This window comes from Aeromonas rivuli, assembly GCF_000820045.1.
GTDB lineage: Bacteria > Pseudomonadota > Gammaproteobacteria > Enterobacterales > Aeromonadaceae > Aeromonas > Aeromonas rivuli.
Genome location: NZ_CDBJ01000019.1, coordinates 77,420 through 94,922, shown reverse-complemented (window position 1 = coordinate 94,922; position 17,503 = coordinate 77,420). Strand labels below are relative to the sequence as shown.

The window sequence follows — 17,503 nt, the reverse complement described above, 5'->3', positions numbered from 1 at the left end:
GCAAAGTGGGCGGAGTGAACTGATTCGGGAAGGTGAAGCGATCCGGCCGTTGATTATCGGAATCGACGAAACGCCTGTCATAGATACTGGTATCGGCATTGGCATAGCTATAGAGAATGTGGGTGCCGCCCCACTCCTCCCGCTCCGGGGAGACGGTGAGGTGCAATCCCTTGTGATTCTGAGTCCAGACATCATAGGGTTGGTTGGTCTTGGCGGAGCTGACATCGAATTTGCCGGGCGAGATGGCGGAGAGCCAGACCGAATGTTGCAGATCGGCGGTCCAGCCGAGGAAGATGATCTGCCCCTTGGGATCCGCCTGGCTGGCACCGCTGTGCAAGACCATGGCCATCGTCAAGGCAGTGGCGCTCAGTCGGTAACCCGTCTGGGCAAGGGAGGTGTTGGACTTTTCTTGGCTCATTATTATTTTCCTGCTAACGGATCGGCGGCTCATGTTGAGACCTGCACCGAACAGGGCGTGGGATCCATTCCCGCTACCCTGCAGGACATGACATGTCCTTCATCTAATGGTTCGAACGCTTTTGCAACTTTGCCGTCATGTAACCCCAGGCAGAAGTCGACACAAACTGAATTATTTTGTGACATTGCGCAACATTTAAATGACGCAGCAGCTTAACAGCTAACTATTTGGATACGACAGGACGAGGGGCGCGGGAGGATGAAAAAAAGGGACCTTGCGTCCCTTTGTCATTCGGATGAGTGGCTTCAGATGATGGCAGCCAGTTCGGCTCCCTGACGGATGGCGCGCTTGGCATCCAGCTCTGCGGCCACATCGGCGCCGCCGATGATGTGTACCGGCTTGCCCGCCGCCTGCAACCCCGCTTGCAACTCCCGCAGCGGCTCCTGCCCCGCACAGATGATGACATTGTCTACCGGCAGGCACTGCTCTCTACCCTCTATCACCACATGCAGCCCCTCATCATCGATGCGCTGGTAGTGCACCCCTGCGAGCATCTTGACCTTGCGATTCTTGAGCACGGTACGGTGGATCCAGCCGGTGGTCTTGCCCAGGCCATCACCCACCTTGCTCTCCTTGCGTTGCAGCAGCCAGATCTCGCGCTCGGGTGCGTCAATTTCCGCTCTCATCAGGCCGCCAGGCTCCTTGAGGTTCTTGTCGATGCCCCACTCCTTGAGCCAGTGATCGCGATGATGATCAGCGCTCCCGTCCTTCTTCTTCTCCACCAGAAACTCGGCCACGTCGAAGCCGATGCCGCCGGCCCCGATCACCGCCACCTTGTCACCCACCGGTTTGCCATCGCGCAACACGTCGAGATAATTGAGTACCTTGGCATGTTCGATACCAGGAATATTGGGGGTACGTGGCCGGATGCCGGTGGCGAGGATCACCTCGTCAAAGCCACCGCCAAGCAGGCTCTCGGCGCTCTGGCGCTGGCCGAGATAGAGCTCGACGCCGCACTTCTCCAGCCGTCTGGCGAAGTAGCGCAGGGTCTCGTGAAACTCCTCCTTGCCCGGGATCTGCTTGGCGAAGTTGAACTGGCCGCCGATCTCGCTGCCCTGATCGAACAGGCTCACCTGGTGACCTCGCTCGGCGGCGTAGCAGGCAAAGGCCAGCCCGGCCGGGCCCGCGCCCACCACCGCCAGCCGTTTGGCTTGAGGTACCCGGCCAAAGGTGAGCTCGGTCTCGAAACAGGCGCGGGGATTGACCAGGCAGGAGGCACGTTTTTGTTTGAACACGTGATCGAGGCAGGCCTGGTTGCAGGCGATGCAGGTGTTGATCTCGTCCGCCCTGTTCTCGGCCGCCTTGATGACAAACTCGGGATCGGCCAGGAAGGGGCGCGCCATGGAGACCATGTCCGCATCCCCGCCCGCCAATATGTCCTCCGCCACTTGCGGGGTATTGATGCGGTTGGTGGCAATCAGGGGCACCTTGAGGTGCTTCTTCAGCTCGGCGGTGACCCAGCTGAAGGCACCGCGCGGCACGCTGGTGGCGATGGTGGGGATGCGCGCCTCATGCCAGCCGATGCCGGTATTGATGAGGCTGACCCCGGCCTGCTCCAGCGCTTTCCCGAGTGCTATCACCTCTTCCAGGGAGGAGCCCTTCTCTACCAGATCCAGCATGGAGAGACGGAAGATGATGATGAAATCGGTGCCGACCCGCTCGCGAATGGCCCGCACTATTTCCAGCGGGAAGCGCATCCGGTTTTCGCTGCTGCCGCCCCAGCCGTCGCGGCGCTGGTTGGTACGCTCACAGATGAACTGGTTGATGAGATAACCTTCCGAGCCCATTACCTCGACCCCGTCATAGCCTGCCGCCTTGGCGAGGGCGGCGGTCGAGGCGAAGTCCCGTATGGTGCCACGGATCTGCCGTTCGCTCATGGCACGGGGCTTGAACGGGGAGATCGGCGCCTTGAGGGCGCTCGGCGCCAGGCTGAACGGATGGTAGGCATAACGACCGGCATGGAGGATCTGCAGCGCGATTTTGCCCCCCTCACCATGCACCGCCTCGGTTAACTTGCGATGCTTGCCGACCTGCCAGGGGAAGCTGAGCTGGGAGCCATGAGGTACCAGGCGACCACGCAGGTTGGGGGCTATGCCGCCGGTGACGATCAAGGCCACACCGCCACGAGCCCGCTCGGCATAGAAGGCGGCCAGCTTGTCAAAGCCCCCCTTCTCCTCCTCCAGACCGGTATGCATGGAGCCCATCAATACCCGGTTCTTGAGCTGGGTAAACCCAAGATCAAGGGGGGCCAGCAGCTTGGGGTAACGGCTCATCATGCTCTCCTCTTTGAGGCCAGGTGGCATGGGATAGAACCCAATGCCCGGTATGACCACGGGGTAACGCCGGGGCCAGATGGCGTCAGCAGACCAGGGTTGTGGCTCACGAGGCCTCCGGTTAATTTTTTGTTATCAAGTTGCAGTAGAGTAAAGAATCGAAATTGCTTTTTCAAACAAATGTTTGGGTGTTTTTTCAGCGAACAGGCGTAACGCCAAATCCGCGAGTGATGGAGCATGGCAATCGACGGTGCAACTGGTTAATAATGGCCTCACTAACCCATTAACAGGGCGATAACGCGACTATGTCTATTTTCAAAGGCCTGGGCTGGATTTTTCGCAGCCTCTGGCGCCTGATCAACTTCACCCGACTGATGCTGGTCAATCTGCTATTTCTGTTTGTCGTCCTGGTCCTGGTCTTTGTACTGGGACAGAAAGAGACGCCCCAGGCCCCGGTCGAAGGGGCCTTGACCCTGAATCTCGACGGCACCCTGGTCGAACAGCTCACTCAGACAAGTCCAACCGAGCAGCTGCTGCAACAGATGGGCAGCAGTGAAGACTTGCCCCATGAGTTCCTGCTATCGGATCTGCTGTGGGCCATCCGCTCCGCCAAGGAAGATGACCGCATTCAGGCTCTGGTGCTCAAGCCCCAGGGGCTGCAAGGTAACCTCTCCAAGCTGCAGGAGGTGGCCGCCGCCATCGATGATTTCAAGCAAAGCGGCAAGCCGGTCATCGCCATGGCCGACTACTACACCCAGGGCCAGTACCTGCTGGCGGCCCACGCCGACCATGTGCTGCTCAACCAGAGCGGCGCCGTGCTGCTCGAAGGACTGGGGGTCTACCAGACCTACTTCAAGTCGGCGCTGGAGAAGCTCAATGTCACTCCCCATGTGTTCAAGGTCGGCACCTACAAGTCCTTCGTCGAGCCCTATACCCGGGACGAGATGTCCCCGGAGAGCAAGGAGGCGAACCAGCGCTGGCTGGATCAGCTGTGGCAGGCCTATGTCCAGGACGTGGCCGAGCAGCGGGAAGTCGAGCCCGATGCCGTCTCCCCCAGCAAGGAGCAGTTCCTCGAGCGTCTGAAGAAAGCGGGGGGCAATGCCGCAGGCTATGCCCTGGACAATGGTCTGGTCGATGAGCTGGCGACCCGGGAAGAGATGAACCAGGCGGTGATCAAGGAGGTTGGCGAGACCGAGGATCACATCTGGAAAGGGATTGGCCTCGAGGATTATCTGGCCGCCATTCCCGAACAGTATCCCCAGAGTGGCAAGGATGAGGTGGGTCTCATTGTCGCCAGTGGCGCCATCATGGACGGCATCCAGCCCGCTGGCACCATAGGCGGCGACAGCCTGGCCAACTTGCTGGCCGATGCCCGGCTGGATGACCAGATCAAAGCCGTGGTATTGCGCGTCGACAGCCCGGGGGGCAGCGCCTTCGCCGCCGAGCAGATCCGTGCCGAACTGTTGTCCCTCAAGCAAGCGGGCAAGCCAGTGGTGGTCTCCATGGGCAGCTATGCCGCCTCCGGGGGCTACTGGATCTCCGCCGATGCGGACAAGATCTTCGCCTCCCCCACCACCCTCACCGGCTCAATCGGCGTCTTTGGCCTCTTTGCCACCGTCGATCAAGCCCTCTCCCAGTTCGGCATCCACAGTGATGGGGTCGGCACCACCGACTTCGTCGGCCTGGGCGTGACCCGCGCCCTGCCGGAACACGTGGGCCAGGCCATCCAGCTCAATGTGGAGAACACCTATCAGCGCTTCCTGGGGCTGGTCGGCAAGGGCCGTGGCCTGAGCCAGGAAGAGGCGGAGAAAGCGGCGGAGGGCCGTGTCTGGACTGGCCTGGATGCCAAGGCGCTGGGCCTGGTGGATGAATTTGGCAACCAGAGCGATGCCATTGCCGCCGCCGCCGAGCTGGCCAACCTGAAGGAGTGGCAGGTGACCCCCATCGAGCCTGAAGAGTCCACCAAGGATAAGTTCCTGCGTGAGCTGCTCGGCAGCAGCGCCCAGGCCCTGGCTCCCTCCCTCAAGGGGGTGATCCCGGCGCCACTCGGCCAGAGCCTCACCGCCCTCAACCGGGCCCTCGATCCCCTGGTGCGCTTCAACGACCCTCAGGGCACCTATGCCTGGTGTCCCGTCTGCCGTTGATAGCCATGGCTAATCGCCATCAAAAAAACCGCCTCTCGGGGCGGTTTTTTATTGGTTTTCACCGGGGCGATGGAGGGAAGATCCGCAATCTGTGCATGCCTACAGGGGCGGCAGCACGCCATCCTTGTGCCAGCGGTACAGCTGGGCCAGCACCCGGGTCTCACGATGGGTCCACTGCGGGCAGTGACCACCGAGCAGCCACTGGTTGTTGTGCAGCGCCTCCTCCAGTGCATGCCAGCCAGCCTTGAAGCCAAGACGCTCTTCATAGGCCTGCAGCCTTGGCGGGACCCTGTGCTCACCCACCCGGCACAGGTAATAGAGGGAGCGGATGCAGTAGGCATCATAGTCAGGCTCGCGAGCGCTGCGATACTCCCGGGTCTCGCCGAGCAAGCCCCCCTTGGCCAGCAGCTCGGCACCGCACTCCTCGCGCAGCTCGCGGGCCAGGGCATCCTGATGGCTCTCCCCCGCCTCGACCCCGCCGCCCGGGAACATAAAGTCGCCATTGACGCTCGAATGCACCAGCAACAGCTCATCGCCGCGCAGTACCACGGCGCGCACCGTCACGCGTTCGAGCAGCCGTTCCAGCTTGGGGAAATCACCGTGCATCAGACGCAGGGAGAAAGGGGACGGGCCCGTCATGATTGCATCTTCCATGGCCTCATTTGTGGTCTCGCTCACGGCCGGTAACTCCCCGCCTTGATCTGCTGCACCAACTCGGCAGCCTGGGTATCCAGGGTCGCCAGCTCCGCCTTGCTCAGACTGTGATAGAGACTGAAGCGCTTGGCCGAGACCTCGCTCCCCCCCAGAAAGGCCGCGCTGACCTTGCCCCATAGATACGCATCCGGGTAGTGCTTCTGACCCATGTGGAGCGTGCTGAGCGAGGTGAGCAGACGGCTGTCAACCTCATCCCCCTCCCGATAGAGGGAGAGGCCGTGTTTCATCACCTTGATGGCACGCTCGGGATCCGTCTTGGCATAGATCCCCCCCAGCGCCAGCTGCAAGGCGGGCTCTTCCAGAGATGGTGTCCCCGCCTGCGCCAGAAACTGCTGACGGGCCTGATCATTGGTATTGTTGGTCCAGTGCCAGATCAGCAGATAGGGATCCAGGGATTGGCGGGTCTCGCCATCGAGTCGCTCCAGCTCGGCGCCGGCGGCCAGCATGCCCTCGACCCGGTCGCTCTTGCGCTCCTTGGCATACTTGTACTCGATGTGGGTCGAACGTTCGATGCAGCGCAGATAGCCTTCCAGCTTGCTCATCAGCTCGTACTTGTGGCGATCACTCGCCTCCTGCTTGAGGGAGAAGCGCGCCCGGATCACATCGGTGCGCTCAATGCGGCACCAGCCATCATCGACCAGATCCAGGCAGAGCTCAGCATGGTTGACACAGATGTTCTGGAGGCGATCATCATTGCAGGCCACGAGGCTGAGCCCCATGGCGAGACCGAAAGCAGCCCGACGTAGTGGAAGATGGGTCATGGTTCATATCTGGTTGATAACATCGACAGCCCGCTTTAGCCACCATCGGCTAGCAAACCACTCACATATCCATTACAATGCGCGCGCCAAAAGCTGGCCGCGATTGCAGAATAATATAACGAATTATACGCCCCTACAGTGAGCTGCACTCGACGAATTTCTTTTTGCTTCAACAACGTGAAAAACACGGTTACGTGAAATAAAGGATCTGGTTAATGACCCACGAGCACCATTTGCAAGCGTGGCAGGAGAGCCAGGAGCTCGCCGAAGCCATGCAACCCTTGATAGGTCGCCTCTACCGCCAGCAAGGGATCGAGATCACCGTCTACGGACGCCCCCTGCAAAACGCCTCCACCATCGACATCCTCAAAGCCCACCGGGTGGTTCGCCGCCACGAAGGCCAACCCCTCGCCATACAACACAGCTTCCCGCTTCTTAAGGCCTTGTGCGAGCTGGCCCCCAGCGCCGCCGAGATAGACTTGGGCAAGCTGGCGGTCGGCTACTGGCGCGATCACAGCGATGAAAGCGGCATAGTCGATTACCTGGCCGCCAAGCTGGCACCCGCCCTCGGCCAGGGCGCCCTGCCGGCACCGACCGACGTGGTGCTCTACGGCTTTGGCCGCATCGGCCGTCTGCTCGCCCGACTGCTGATCGAGCGCACCGGCGCCGCCAATTCCCTGCGTCTGCGCGCCATCGTGGTGCGCGGTGGCCGTGAGGGGGATCTGGAGAAGCGGGCCAGCCTGCTGCGTCGCGACTCGGTGCATGGCTCCTTCAACGGCTCCATCGAGGTGGATCTGGAACGCAGCGCCATCATCGCCAACGGCACCTTCATCCAGGTGATCTATGCCAAACAGCCCAGCGACATCGACTATACCGCCTACGGCATCGACCGTGCGCTCATCGTCGATAACACCGGGGTCTGGCGCGATGAGCTGGGCCTTAGCGAGCACCTCAAGGCCCGCGGCGCCGCCAAGGTGCTGCTGACCGCTCCCGGCAAGGGTGAGATGAAGAACGTGGTGTTCGGGGTCAATCACGACGTGATCACGCCGCAAGATAACATCATCTCCGCCGCCTCCTGCACCACCAATGCCATCACCCCGGTGCTCAAGGTGATGCAGGACAGATACGGCATTCGTCATGGCCATGTGGAGACGGTGCACTCCTACACCAACGATCAGAACCTGATCGACAACTACCACAGTGGCGAGCGACGCGGGCGCAGTGCCGTGCTCAACATGGTGATGACCAGCACGGGTGCTGCCAAGGCGGTCGCCAAGGCCCTGCCCGAGCTCAAGGGCAAGCTGACCGGCAACGCCATCCGGGTGCCGACCCCCAACGTATCCCTGGCCATCATCAATCTGTCACTGGAACAGGGCACAGACCGGGAGAGCCTGAACGCTTATCTGCAGCAGGCCTCCTTGAGTTCCTCCCTCCATCGCCAGATTGATTTCAGCGCCAGCACTGAACTGGTCTCCTCCGACATGGTGGGTTCCCGTTTTGCCGGTATAGTGGACTCCCAGGCGACCATCGCCGAGGAGGATCACTGCGTGCTCTACGTCTGGTATGACAACGAGTTCGGTTACAGCTGCCAGGTAGTGCGGGTGATGGAGAAAATGGCTGGCGTGATCCGTCAGGATCTGCCCGCCTGAACCAGGCATTCATGATTTCGGGTTTTCAAGGAGAGACGCATGTCATTTCAACAGGTCATAGGGCAGATGCCCGAGGAAGTATACAAGCGGCTCAAGACCGCGGTTGAACTCGGCAAGTGGCCGGACGGCCAGCCTCTCTCCGAGGAGCAGAAGGCCACCTCGCTGCAGGCCGTGATGGCCTGGCAGGCGATGCACCTGACCAACCCCGAGCACATGAATATCGGGGCCGATGGCGAAATCGTGATGAAGAGCAAGAGTGAACTCAAGCGCCAGTATCGCGATGAGGAAGAGATAGTGCGGATCGACCTCAACCACTGAGCCTGACCTGCTAGGTAGCCCGCAGCAGCTACAACAAAAGGGGAGCCAATATGGCTCCCCTCTCTTTTTCCTGACATATCCCCCTCATCCCCAGCCCTTCTCCCGCCAGGGGAGAAGGGAGCAGGTCCGCAGCCTGAGGATAGTAAGTGGACAACCTGCCGGCAATCTCCATGGCGAGCCTCGTTGCCAACAACAGCTCGTTCTATCCCCTCTCCCCCTGGAAGAGGGCTAGGGTGAGGGCCGTAATGCTCAGGGCGTCAGCTCGCCACGCAGGGATTGCTGCATCAGCTCGCGAATGCGCGGCGCCGGCAAATCCTGGCTGAGCAGGAAGTGCAGCTTGGTCAGCGCCGCCTCGGCGGTCATGTCAAAGCCCGAGATTACCCCGGCGCGGGACAGGGCATTGCCGGTGGCATAGCCGCCCATGTTGACCTTGCCGTGCAGGCACTGGCTCAGATTGACAATGATGACGCCCCGGGCCGAGGCCTCGGAGAGCAGGGCCAGCATGGCGGGGTTCTGGGGGGCATTGCCCACCCCGAACGACAGCAGGATCAGCGCCCGGACCGGTTGCTGCAAGATATTGGCGATCACCTCGCTCGAGATCCCCGGATACAGGGTCACCACGCCGATGGGCTGGGGGGTGATGTCATGGAGCACCAGGGGCGCCTGACAAGGCTTGCCGAGCTCACCCGCGTCCAGGGAGATGGCGATACCGGCGTTGAGCAGCGGCGGGTAGTTGGGGGAGTCGAAGGCATGGAAGCCATCCGCATGGACCTTCTTGCTGCGGTTGCCACGGTAGAGCTGATTGTTGAAAAACAGCGTCACCTCGTGGATCGGGTAGTTGGCGGCAATATAGAGCGCATTGAGCAAGTTCTGCTGACCGTCGGAGCGCAGCTCGGCGAGGGGGATCTGGGAACCTGTGATGATCACCGGCTTGTGCAACTCCTCCAGCATGAAAGAGAGCGCCGAGGCGGTGAACGACATGGTGTCGGTGCCGTGCAGAATCACGAAACCATCGTACTTGTCGTAGTTGTCACGAATGTCTTCGGCGATCCGTTGCCAATCCGCCGGGGTCATGTCGGAGGAGTCGATGAGGGGGGCGTACTCGTGGATATGGTAATCCGGCATCTCGGGTCTGTGGAACTCGGGCATCCGCGCCAGACAATCTTCCATGAAGCCCGCCATCGGCACATAACCGTGGTCGGAGCGCTGCATGCCTATGGTGCCGCCTGTATAGGCTATATAGATGGACTTCTTCACACCCTCTCCTCATCTGGGCTGGAAACCGGCGAATTATAGAGTTTACCGACGACAATGACAGCCCGAACCGTTGGAAATCAAGGCCAAGTCACCGAAATCACTCATTCACAAATTAGATAAAAATGTCAACAAAAGGTAATTAACAGGTTTGATTTCTAAGAAATTTGGATGTTATCAGTGCTTTTTGCTAATATCGCCGCCGTTATAGCAAAGTCTACATCCGCGGCTCCTACCCTGCAGGGCCCGACAGGCCAGGTATATCACTGCCGGGCCGGGCATATTTGCCCCTCATTTTGATGGCCTCATATCCGTATGGTTCTTATCCATGCCCTTGAGCCACACTGTTTCAATCCCGGCTGAATCTGTGCGTCTTCGCAAGCGAGGACACAGCCAATCACCATGGGAGTACTCAATGTTACAACTCGATGCTTATGCCACATTAGTTGCCGCCACCCTGGTCCTCCTGCTCGGCCGCCTGCTGGTCAACCGGGTCGAGCGGCTGCGCACCTTCAACATCCCCAAGCCGGTCGCTGGCGGCCTGCTGGTTGCCCTGGTACTGCTGACCCTGCGCCTGACTGCCGGGATCGAAATCAAGTTCGACACCAGCCTGCAAACGCCCTTGATGCTGGCCTTCTTCGCCTCCATCGGCCTCTCCGCCGATCTCGCCAGCCTCAAGCGCGGCGGGCGCGCCGTGTTCACCTTCCTCGGTGTAGTGACCGGCCTGCTCTTGATGCAAAACGGCCTGGGGGTCGCCCTGGCCAGCCTGATGGGGCTGGATCCCCACATGGGGCTGCTGGCCGGCTCCATCACCCTGTCCGGCGGCCATGGCACCGGGGCGGCCTGGAGCGCGACCTTTGCCGATAAATACGGCGTCAAGTCGGCAGCTGAACTGGCCATTGCCTGTGCCACCTTCGGTCTGGTCCTGGGTGGTCTGATTGGCGGCCCGGTGGCCCGTTATCTGGTCAAGAAGGTGCAAGTCCCGGGCGAGGAACATAACCTGGACGAAGTGCCCCAAGGCTTCGAGATGCCCGAAACGGAACGGCACATCACCACCTTCAGCGTCATCGAGACCCTGGCGCTCATCGCCATCAGCCTCAAGGGGGGCGAACTGCTCTCCCAGGCGATGCTCGGCACCGCCTTCGAACTGCCAATCTTCGTCTGTGTCTTGTTCGTCGGCGTCTTGCTGCGCAACCTGCTGACCCTGCTCAACTGGCATGAGGTGAGCGACAGAGAGGTCTCCCTGCTCGGCAACGTCAGCCTGTCGCTCTTCCTCGCCATGGCCTTGATGAGCCTGAAATTATGGGATCTGGCGAGTCTGGCGCTGCCCATCTTCGTGTTGCTGGCGGCCCAGACCCTGGCCATGGCGCTCTACGCCATCTTCGTCACCTTCCGGGTCATGGGCAGCAACTATGATGCCGTCGTGCTGGCCGCCGGCCACTGTGGTTTCGGCCTCGGCGCCACCCCGACGGCCATTGCCAACATGCAGGCGGTCACCATGCGCTTTGGTCCCTCACACCTGGCCTTCCTGGTGGTGCCCATGGTCGGTGCCTTCTTCATCGACATCATCAACGCCATGGTGATCAAGCTGTTTATGGCGCTGCCCTTCCTCGCCTGAGCCATAGGTCACGGCCAATAAAAAAAACCGCAAGCCAGGGGCTTGCGGTTTTTTGTTGTCCGGCACTGGGTGCCAGCTTATTTGCACGACTCGCTGGAGGCCGAGTTGAGGTAGCTCACCTCCCCCTTGGGGGCGTAGTCGGCGACATGGATCACCTGTTTGGCGGCCAGATAGTCATTGAGCACCGCGGCATCGACCAGACCGGCATTGACGGTGTCTATCTTGGGATAGCCATCGCCGCCGGCCGCGCTGAAGCTGGGGATGGTGAAGCTGTACTGACTGCCCGCATCAAACGGCTTGCCGCCTATGCTGGTGATGCTGACCGACTTGGCCTGGCAATCCACCGCCATCTCTATGCCGCCAAACTGGGCATAACCGCCGGTGTTGCCGGTTTTGGTGGCCACCTGACCCAGATAAGTCACCAGCTCGCTGCCCGGCATCATCGCCTTGTTGACCGTGTTGCCAAACGGATGCACGGTCAATACGTCGCGATAGGAGATATCCCCCGCCTGAATGGAGGCACGCACCCCGCCCGAGTTGACGATGCCAAAATCGGTGCGCAGGGTCTCTGCCGTCGCCGTGGTGATGAGTCGGCCCAGGTTGGTCTGCCTGTTGCGCACATTGGCGCGCTCGCCATCGAGCAGGCCATCGGTCGCGGCAATGACCACACCCAGCTCCTCGGAGCCCTTGTCCTGATAGACCTGCAGCACCCCTTCCAGGGCCGGATCCCGCACTATCTCCTCCTGGATGAAGGCGCCGTTCTCATCCTTGAGGTTGACCGGGATCAGCTCATAGCTGGTGAGGGTGAAGTTGCCATCCTGGTAGTCGAACTGGGCGCGCCCCACATACTTTCCCCATTCGTGGGCCTGCATGATCCAGGTGCCATTTTGCTGATCCGGCTGGCAATCATCGCCAGGTTTGAAGTCGGCGTACTGGTTCGCAACCCCCGGCTCCATGCAGACCGGATTCTGGGAGTGACCGCCAATGATGGCATCGAGCTTGCCAGCGGGCAGCTGACGGGCCATCTCGACATCACCGGGTGCATTGCTGCCGTGTTCGCCATCGGCATAGTGACCCATGTGGGTGATGGCGAAGATGACATCGGCCGCATTGTCTTTCTTGATGCCGTCGATCACCTGCTCAACTTCCACCTTGGGGTCGCGGAACTCCAGGTTGAGTACATGATTGGGGTCGACCAGCTGGGCGGTATCTTCCGTGGTCAGGCCGATGACGGCGATCCGCAGGCCGTTGTTCAGCTTGAAGATCTTGTAGGGGTCGAAGTAGCGCTTGCCGCTCTTCTTGTCATAGATGTTGGCCGACACCATGGGGAACTTGGCCCATTGGCGCTGCAGCTCGAGGATATCCAGGGGATTGTCGAACTCGTGGTTGCCGACCGCCATGGCGTCATAGCCGATGTGGTTCATGGCGATGAAATCTGGCTCGGCATTTTGCAGGTCTGACTCGGGCACCCCGGTGTTGACGTCTCCCCCGGAGAGCACCAGCACCTCGCTGTTGGCGGCCTTGGCCTCGGCTCTCAGCCGATCGACCAGAGTCTTCTGGGCCGCCATGCCATATTCGCCATCTTCATTGTGCCAGAAGCGGCCATGGGTATCGTTGGTGTGCAGCACGGTCAGCTTGCACACATCCTCAATGCAGGCCTTGCTCTCATTTTTCGAACTGTTGCAGCCAGCCAGAGCCGCCAGCACGGCCAGTGCCAGGGTCCCCTTGATCAAATTATGTTTCATTCCTTCACACCTTGATTTTGTTAGTATTTAGTCTGACCATTCCGACTTTGGTCAGGGGCAATATATCAACGATTGATATCCAATCGGCATCCTGCCCGGGAAAAATGACATAAGTGTGATCTCGGCTTATTTCCAATTAGCTCAACAAGATTGGCAAACGTTTTTCTGCAGATGAAGGCCATCGCCCAGCGCTGGAGAGACCCAACACCGCTGCCGTCAGCGCCATGGCTATGCCATAATGCGCCCTCGCCCACATGGAGCAGCCAGATGGCCAAGTACGACAAAATTTCCCCTGAGACCCAGCAGGCGGCCTTGAGTGTGGCTCGCGCCAATCAAAAACCTGGCCAGACCAAGGAGCAGACTCAGCTGATCGCCCAGGGTATTCAAAAGGGCATCGAAGAGTACAAGAAGCAGATGAAGACCCGCGCCCGTGAGGCCAGCCGTCAGAAGAAACAGCAGAGCCGCAGCAAGGCGCCAGCGTCCCACACGCCAGAAGAGGAGTCCGCCATCGAGCTGGTCGAGGTGAGCCGTCAACACCCCCTGCCCTGGCTGCTGCTGGCGCTGAGCTGGGCAGGCTTTGCCGCCTGGTACTGGTTGAACCGCCACTGATCGCACCTGAGCGGCACGCCATTCGCAAACCTTTGCCTGGGATCTTCCTCACAGGACGGGTCCATTCGGCTGGTCAAGGGCCCGGCACACTGGTTAAATCCGCCACCCAGCCCTTGTCACATTCTGCGTCACCCCATTCGTTACTCACAGGACAGCATCATGAATCCGGCTCCTCTCTACCTGCTCGCGCCCCTGGTGCTCTTTATCGTCACCCTGGTGCTCTATCGCATCTCGCCCCTGCGCGCCGTGGCATCGGGCAGCGCCCGCTGGTTCATCCTGCCCGCCTTCACCCTGTTTATCCTGCTTATCGTCATCAACGGCGCCGCCGACCCCAGCCTGCGCAGCCCGGGTTTTCACTGGCTGATGCCAGGGCTGGGCTTTGCCCTGTGCCTGTTCCCTGCTCTGCCCAAGGCGCTGGTGCCACGTCTGGCCATCAAGGAGGGTGCCTTCGCGGCCCTGGGGTTGATGATGATGAGCCTGGCCATGGTCTACTGATCTAGCCGGTGAAAATGACGGGGCGACAGGCCCTGTTGCTGGGGCCCCGCCAGTCTGTCTCCACGTGATCAGGCTGTGACGGGGCCCTCTTGTATGAAGAGTGGTCAAGAGGCATGGTGTCATCAGGACGCATGGCACGGAGGCCAGATGCAGATCGACTTCATGACCCTCTGGGATTATCAGGATCCCGTCACCAGCGCCATGCGCTTTCAAACTCAACTCGCCGAGGCGGTCGCCAGCGGCGATCTCCCCCTCGAACTCGAGCTCATCACCCAGCTGGCACGTACCCACTCCCTGCGCCACCAGTTCGATGAGGCTCATCAGCTACTCGATGCCATGACGCCCCGCCTCACCGCCCACACGGAACGGGCCAGGCTCAGGTGGCTGCTCGAGCGGGGACGCTGTTTCAACAGCGCAGCCGACAAGGAGGCCGCCCGCCCCCTGTTCGAACAGGCCTGGCAGTTGGCTCTCGCCCTGAAAGAGGATTACCTCGCCATCGATGCCGCCCACATGGTCGCCATCGCCGCACCGCTGGAGGAGCAGAGGCGCTGGCACCAGCTGGCGATGGCACTGGCGGAGCGCAGCAGTGACGAGAAGGTCCTCGGCTGGCTCCCCAGCCTCTACAACAATCAGGGCTGGACGCTGTTCGAACTGGGCCGCCTGGAAGAGGCCCGCCAGTATCAGCAAAAATGCCTGGCCTGGCACGCGCAGCACCACAACCCGGCCAAGGCCTTTATCGCCCGCTGGAGCCTGGCGCGGCTAACCCGGGCGCAAGGCTTACACGAGCAGGCGCTGGCCGAACTGACGCAGCTGCAGGAACAGATGGTGGAGGCTGGCGAGCCGGAGGATGGCTATCTGTTCGAGGAGCTGGGGGAAAATGCACTGGCGCTGTCTGACCCGGCCGCGGCCGAATACTTCGCCCGCGCCTGGTTTCTGCTGTCACAGGATCCCTGGCTCAAGGCCAACGCGGCAGAGCGACTGGCCAGGCTCAAGCAGCTGGCCAAGCTCTAGACCGGGGCGACCCAAGCGCCGCCCACCACTCAGGCCAGATCAGCTTCTTCCCAGCTCTGTTTCTTGCGGTAGATGGTGGAGGGGCTGATCTCGAGCAGGGCCGCCGCCTTGGGGATGTTGCCATCACAGCTGGCAATGGCCCTCTCGATGGTCTCTTTCTCCACCTGCCAGAGCGGCCGGATCGGCCCTGCCTGATCGCGACTGCCGACCTGAGCCTGCCCCTGACTCAAGGGGGGTGGCGCGACCCCCATGCCCCCTTGCAGTGGCGGTGGCAGTATGGCCGGGCTCACGATGTCACAATCGTTGAGCACCACTATGTTGCGCACCACGTTTTGCAACTCGCGCACGTTGCCGGGCCAGGGGTAATCGAGCAGCACTCGTACGGCGCCGGCATCGAAGTCCTTGAAACGTTTATTCTCCTCCCTGGCATAGCTCTGCAGCAGATTGCGTGCCAGCAGCAAGATGTCTTCGCCGCGCTCGCGCAAGGGGGGCAGGGTGAGCGGGATCACGTGCAGGCGGTAGTAGAGATCCTCCCGAAAACGTCCCGCCTTCACCTCGGTCAGCGGATCCCGGTTGGTGGCGCAGACGAAGCGCACGTCCACCGTCTCCAGCTTGCCGCTGCCGACCCGCTGCAAGGTGCCGGTCTGAATGAAACGCAGCAGTTTGCTTTGCAAGTCGAGATCCATCTCGCAGATCTCATCCAGAAACAAGGTACCGCCATCGGCCAGGCTGGCCGCCCCCTTGCGATCCCCCTGAGCGCCGGTAAAGGATCCCTTCACGTGGCCGAAGATCTCGCTCTCCATCAGATCATGGGGAATGGCGGCGCAGTTGAGTGCGATGAAGGGCTGATCCCGACGGGGGCTGCATTGATGAATGGCCTCGGCGCACACCTCCTTGCCGGTGCCACTCTCCCCCATGATAAAGACCGTCGCCTTGCTCGGCGCCGCGCTCTCTATGATGCGATAGACAGCCTGCATCGGCATGGACGAGCCGATGAAGCCGGCGAAGGAGCTGCGCTCGAAGTTCTCCCGGTATTGGGCCACCAGCGAGCTGAGCTGCTGATGATTGACCGCATTGCGCACCGTGGCGCACAACCGCTTGCCATCAAACGGCTTGGTCAGGAAGTCAAAGGCCCCCAGACGCATCGCCTCCACCGCCACATCCACCGAGCCGTGGGCGGTGATCACCACCACGGCACTCGGTAACTGCTGCTCGGTGATCTGCTGCAATATGTCCATCCCCGACATGTCCGGCAGTTCAAGATCGAGCAGCACCACCGTCGGCGGCCGAGTCAGCAACAGCTCGATGGCCCGCTGGCCACAGTCGGCCAAGGTGACCTCATAGCCCTCCTGACGCAAGTACTGCTCGTAGACCACAGCCAGACTGCGGGTATCTTCCACCAACAGCACTCGGGGTTTGTTTTCCGCCACGGCGACTCATCCTTGCAATTGATTTGCTTGTCTATTTTGATGGGCTATCGCCACGGACTCAAGCCTGCGATGGTTGCTATCTTCCCCCTAAACGGGGCTGGCACCAATAAAAACGGCTCCCGAGGGAGCCGTTTTTCATCACAGGGTCGCCTTACTGCTTGGCAGCGGCGTCCGCTTTGGCGGCATCGCCTTCGGCAGCCGGCTTCTCGATGGCGAGCAGCTCAACGTCAAACTCCAGTACGGCGTTCGCCGGGATGGAGCCTGCGCCGTGCTCACCATAGCCCAGCTTGGAGGGCAGGAAGAATTTGAACTTGGAGCCAACTGGCATCAGCTGTACGCCTTCGGTCCAACCCGGGATAACCTGGTTGAGCGGGAAGGTCGCCGGCTCACCGCGATCGACGGAGCTGTCGAACTTGGTGCCGTCAATCAGGGTACCGGTATAGTGAACCTTGACCACGTCGGTGGCTTTGGGTTTGGCGCCGTCACCCATCTTCTCGACCTGATACTGCAGGCCGGATTCGGTGCTCTTGATGCCCTCTTTCTTCAGGTTGCCGGCCAGGAACTCTTCACCCTTCTTCAGGTTGTCCTGTGCATCCTTGTCAGCCTTGGACTTGGTCAGTTCGTTGATCTTGGCGTCATAGGCCTGCAGCACTTTCTGGATCTCTTCATCCTTCATGTCTGCTTTCTTCTCCAGGCCGTCGGTTACCCCTTTGAGAATGACGGCGTTATCCAGCTTGATACCGAGTTCTTGCTGGCGCTCGAGGGTATTGGCGATATAACGACCCATGGAGAGGCCAATAGCATAACCAGACTGTTCTTCGAAGCTCTTGGCATCAGCCTTAGGGGCCTCTGCCGGCTTGCTGGCTTCTGCCTTCACCTCTGCATCCTTGGCGGCAGGGGCTTCATCTTTTTGGCAAGCAGTCAGACCTACGGCAACGGCCGCGGCCAACAGGGACACCTTCAGAAAATTGTTCATCAGTTTCTCCAAAACTCTAAATACCGCT

General features: G+C 60.7%; 15 protein-coding genes. 7 read left to right on the top strand and 8 right to left on the bottom strand.

What is annotated here, in order from left to right; translation table 11 throughout:
- A partial coding sequence (locus tag BN1130_RS03045) for a hypothetical protein (protein ID WP_042040233.1) occupies nt 1–418 on the bottom strand: 418 nt, incomplete at its 3' end.
- A 305-nt stretch (nt 419–723) separates the two neighbouring features.
- Nucleotides 724–2,751 carry an NADPH-dependent 2,4-dienoyl-CoA reductase gene (locus tag BN1130_RS03040; protein WP_042040249.1) on the bottom strand — a complete coding sequence of 676 codons (2,028 nt, stop codon included), beginning with the start codon at nt 2,749–2,751 and terminating at the stop codon, nt 724–726.
- A 305-nt stretch (nt 2,752–3,056) separates the two neighbouring features.
- On the opposite strand from BN1130_RS03040, the gene sppA reads away from it, so the two are divergent.
- On the top strand, nt 3,057–4,895 hold the full coding sequence (sppA, locus tag BN1130_RS03035; protein WP_042040232.1) for a signal peptide peptidase SppA: 1,839 nt from the start codon (nt 3,057–3,059) through the stop codon (nt 4,893–4,895).
- Between the two features lie 99 nt (nt 4,896–4,994).
- On the opposite strand, the gene BN1130_RS03030 is transcribed toward sppA, so the two are convergent.
- Both BN1130_RS03030 and BN1130_RS03025 read right to left on the bottom strand, forming a co-directional pair.
- On the bottom strand, nt 4,995–5,534 hold the full coding sequence (locus BN1130_RS03030; RefSeq protein ID WP_084218109.1) for an NUDIX hydrolase: 540 nt from the start codon (nt 5,532–5,534) through the stop codon (nt 4,995–4,997).
- A 35-nt stretch (nt 5,535–5,569) separates the two neighbouring features.
- Nucleotides 5,570–6,370 (bottom strand): DUF2989 domain-containing protein, encoded by an 801-nt coding sequence (locus tag BN1130_RS03025; protein ID WP_042040229.1) that lies wholly within the window; start codon nt 6,368–6,370, stop codon nt 5,570–5,572.
- 215 nt (nt 6,371–6,585) lie between these two features.
- On the opposite strand from BN1130_RS03025, the gene BN1130_RS03020 reads away from it, so the two are divergent.
- Both BN1130_RS03020 and BN1130_RS03015 read left to right on the top strand, forming a co-directional pair.
- Nucleotides 6,586–8,019 carry a glyceraldehyde-3-phosphate dehydrogenase gene (locus BN1130_RS03020; RefSeq protein WP_042040228.1) on the top strand — a complete coding sequence of 478 codons (1,434 nt, stop codon included), beginning with the start codon at nt 6,586–6,588 and terminating at the stop codon, nt 8,017–8,019.
- A gap of 39 nt (nt 8,020–8,058) precedes the next feature.
- Entirely contained in the window at nt 8,059–8,337 is a 279-nt protein-coding gene (locus tag BN1130_RS03015) for a YeaC family protein (protein ID WP_042040226.1), read from the top strand.
- 249 nt (nt 8,338–8,586) lie between these two features.
- Here BN1130_RS03015 and ansA read toward each other — a convergent pair whose 3' ends face one another.
- Nucleotides 8,587–9,594, bottom strand: a complete 1,008-nt coding sequence (ansA, locus tag BN1130_RS03010) for an asparaginase (RefSeq protein WP_042040225.1) — start codon at nt 9,592–9,594, stop codon at nt 8,587–8,589.
- 412 nt (nt 9,595–10,006) lie between these two features.
- Between ansA and gltS the strand changes: the two genes are divergently transcribed.
- The gene (gene gltS / locus BN1130_RS03005) at nt 10,007–11,209 is read left to right on the top strand and encodes a sodium/glutamate symporter (RefSeq protein ID WP_042040224.1); all 1,203 of its coding nucleotides are present in this window, start codon (nt 10,007–10,009) and stop codon (nt 11,207–11,209) included.
- A gap of 77 nt (nt 11,210–11,286) precedes the next feature.
- On the opposite strand, the gene ushA is transcribed toward gltS, so the two are convergent.
- Nucleotides 11,287–12,954 carry a bifunctional UDP-sugar hydrolase/5'-nucleotidase UshA gene (gene ushA, locus BN1130_RS03000; protein ID WP_042040222.1) on the bottom strand — a complete coding sequence of 556 codons (1,668 nt, stop codon included), beginning with the start codon at nt 12,952–12,954 and terminating at the stop codon, nt 11,287–11,289.
- 267 nt (nt 12,955–13,221) lie between these two features.
- Between ushA and BN1130_RS02995 the strand changes: the two genes are divergently transcribed.
- The 3 genes from BN1130_RS02995 (at nt 13,222) to BN1130_RS02985 (ending at nt 15,069) form a co-directional block, all read left to right on the top strand.
- Nucleotides 13,222–13,563 (top strand): DUF2956 domain-containing protein, encoded by a 342-nt coding sequence (locus tag BN1130_RS02995; RefSeq protein WP_042040221.1) that lies wholly within the window; start codon nt 13,222–13,224, stop codon nt 13,561–13,563.
- A gap of 159 nt (nt 13,564–13,722) precedes the next feature.
- Nucleotides 13,723–14,058 (top strand): hypothetical protein, encoded by a 336-nt coding sequence (locus BN1130_RS02990; protein ID WP_042040220.1) that lies wholly within the window; start codon nt 13,723–13,725, stop codon nt 14,056–14,058.
- A gap of 147 nt (nt 14,059–14,205) precedes the next feature.
- Nucleotides 14,206–15,069: a tetratricopeptide repeat protein gene (locus BN1130_RS02985; RefSeq protein WP_042040219.1), complete on the top strand. Its 864-nt coding sequence runs from the start codon at nt 14,206–14,208 to the stop codon at nt 15,067–15,069.
- 29 nt (nt 15,070–15,098) lie between these two features.
- Here the strand turns inward: BN1130_RS02985 and BN1130_RS02980 are convergent, their stop codons facing one another.
- Together BN1130_RS02980 and fkpA are read right to left on the bottom strand one after the other, a co-directional pair.
- On the bottom strand, nt 15,099–16,499 hold the full coding sequence (locus BN1130_RS02980) for a sigma-54-dependent transcriptional regulator (RefSeq protein WP_042040216.1): 1,401 nt from the start codon (nt 16,497–16,499) through the stop codon (nt 15,099–15,101).
- Between the two features lie 151 nt (nt 16,500–16,650).
- Complete coding sequence (gene fkpA / locus BN1130_RS02975) at nt 16,651–17,475, bottom strand: FKBP-type peptidyl-prolyl cis-trans isomerase (RefSeq protein WP_042040215.1); 825 nt, start codon at nt 17,473–17,475, stop codon at nt 16,651–16,653.
- Between the last annotated feature and the right edge of the window lie 28 nt (nt 17,476–17,503).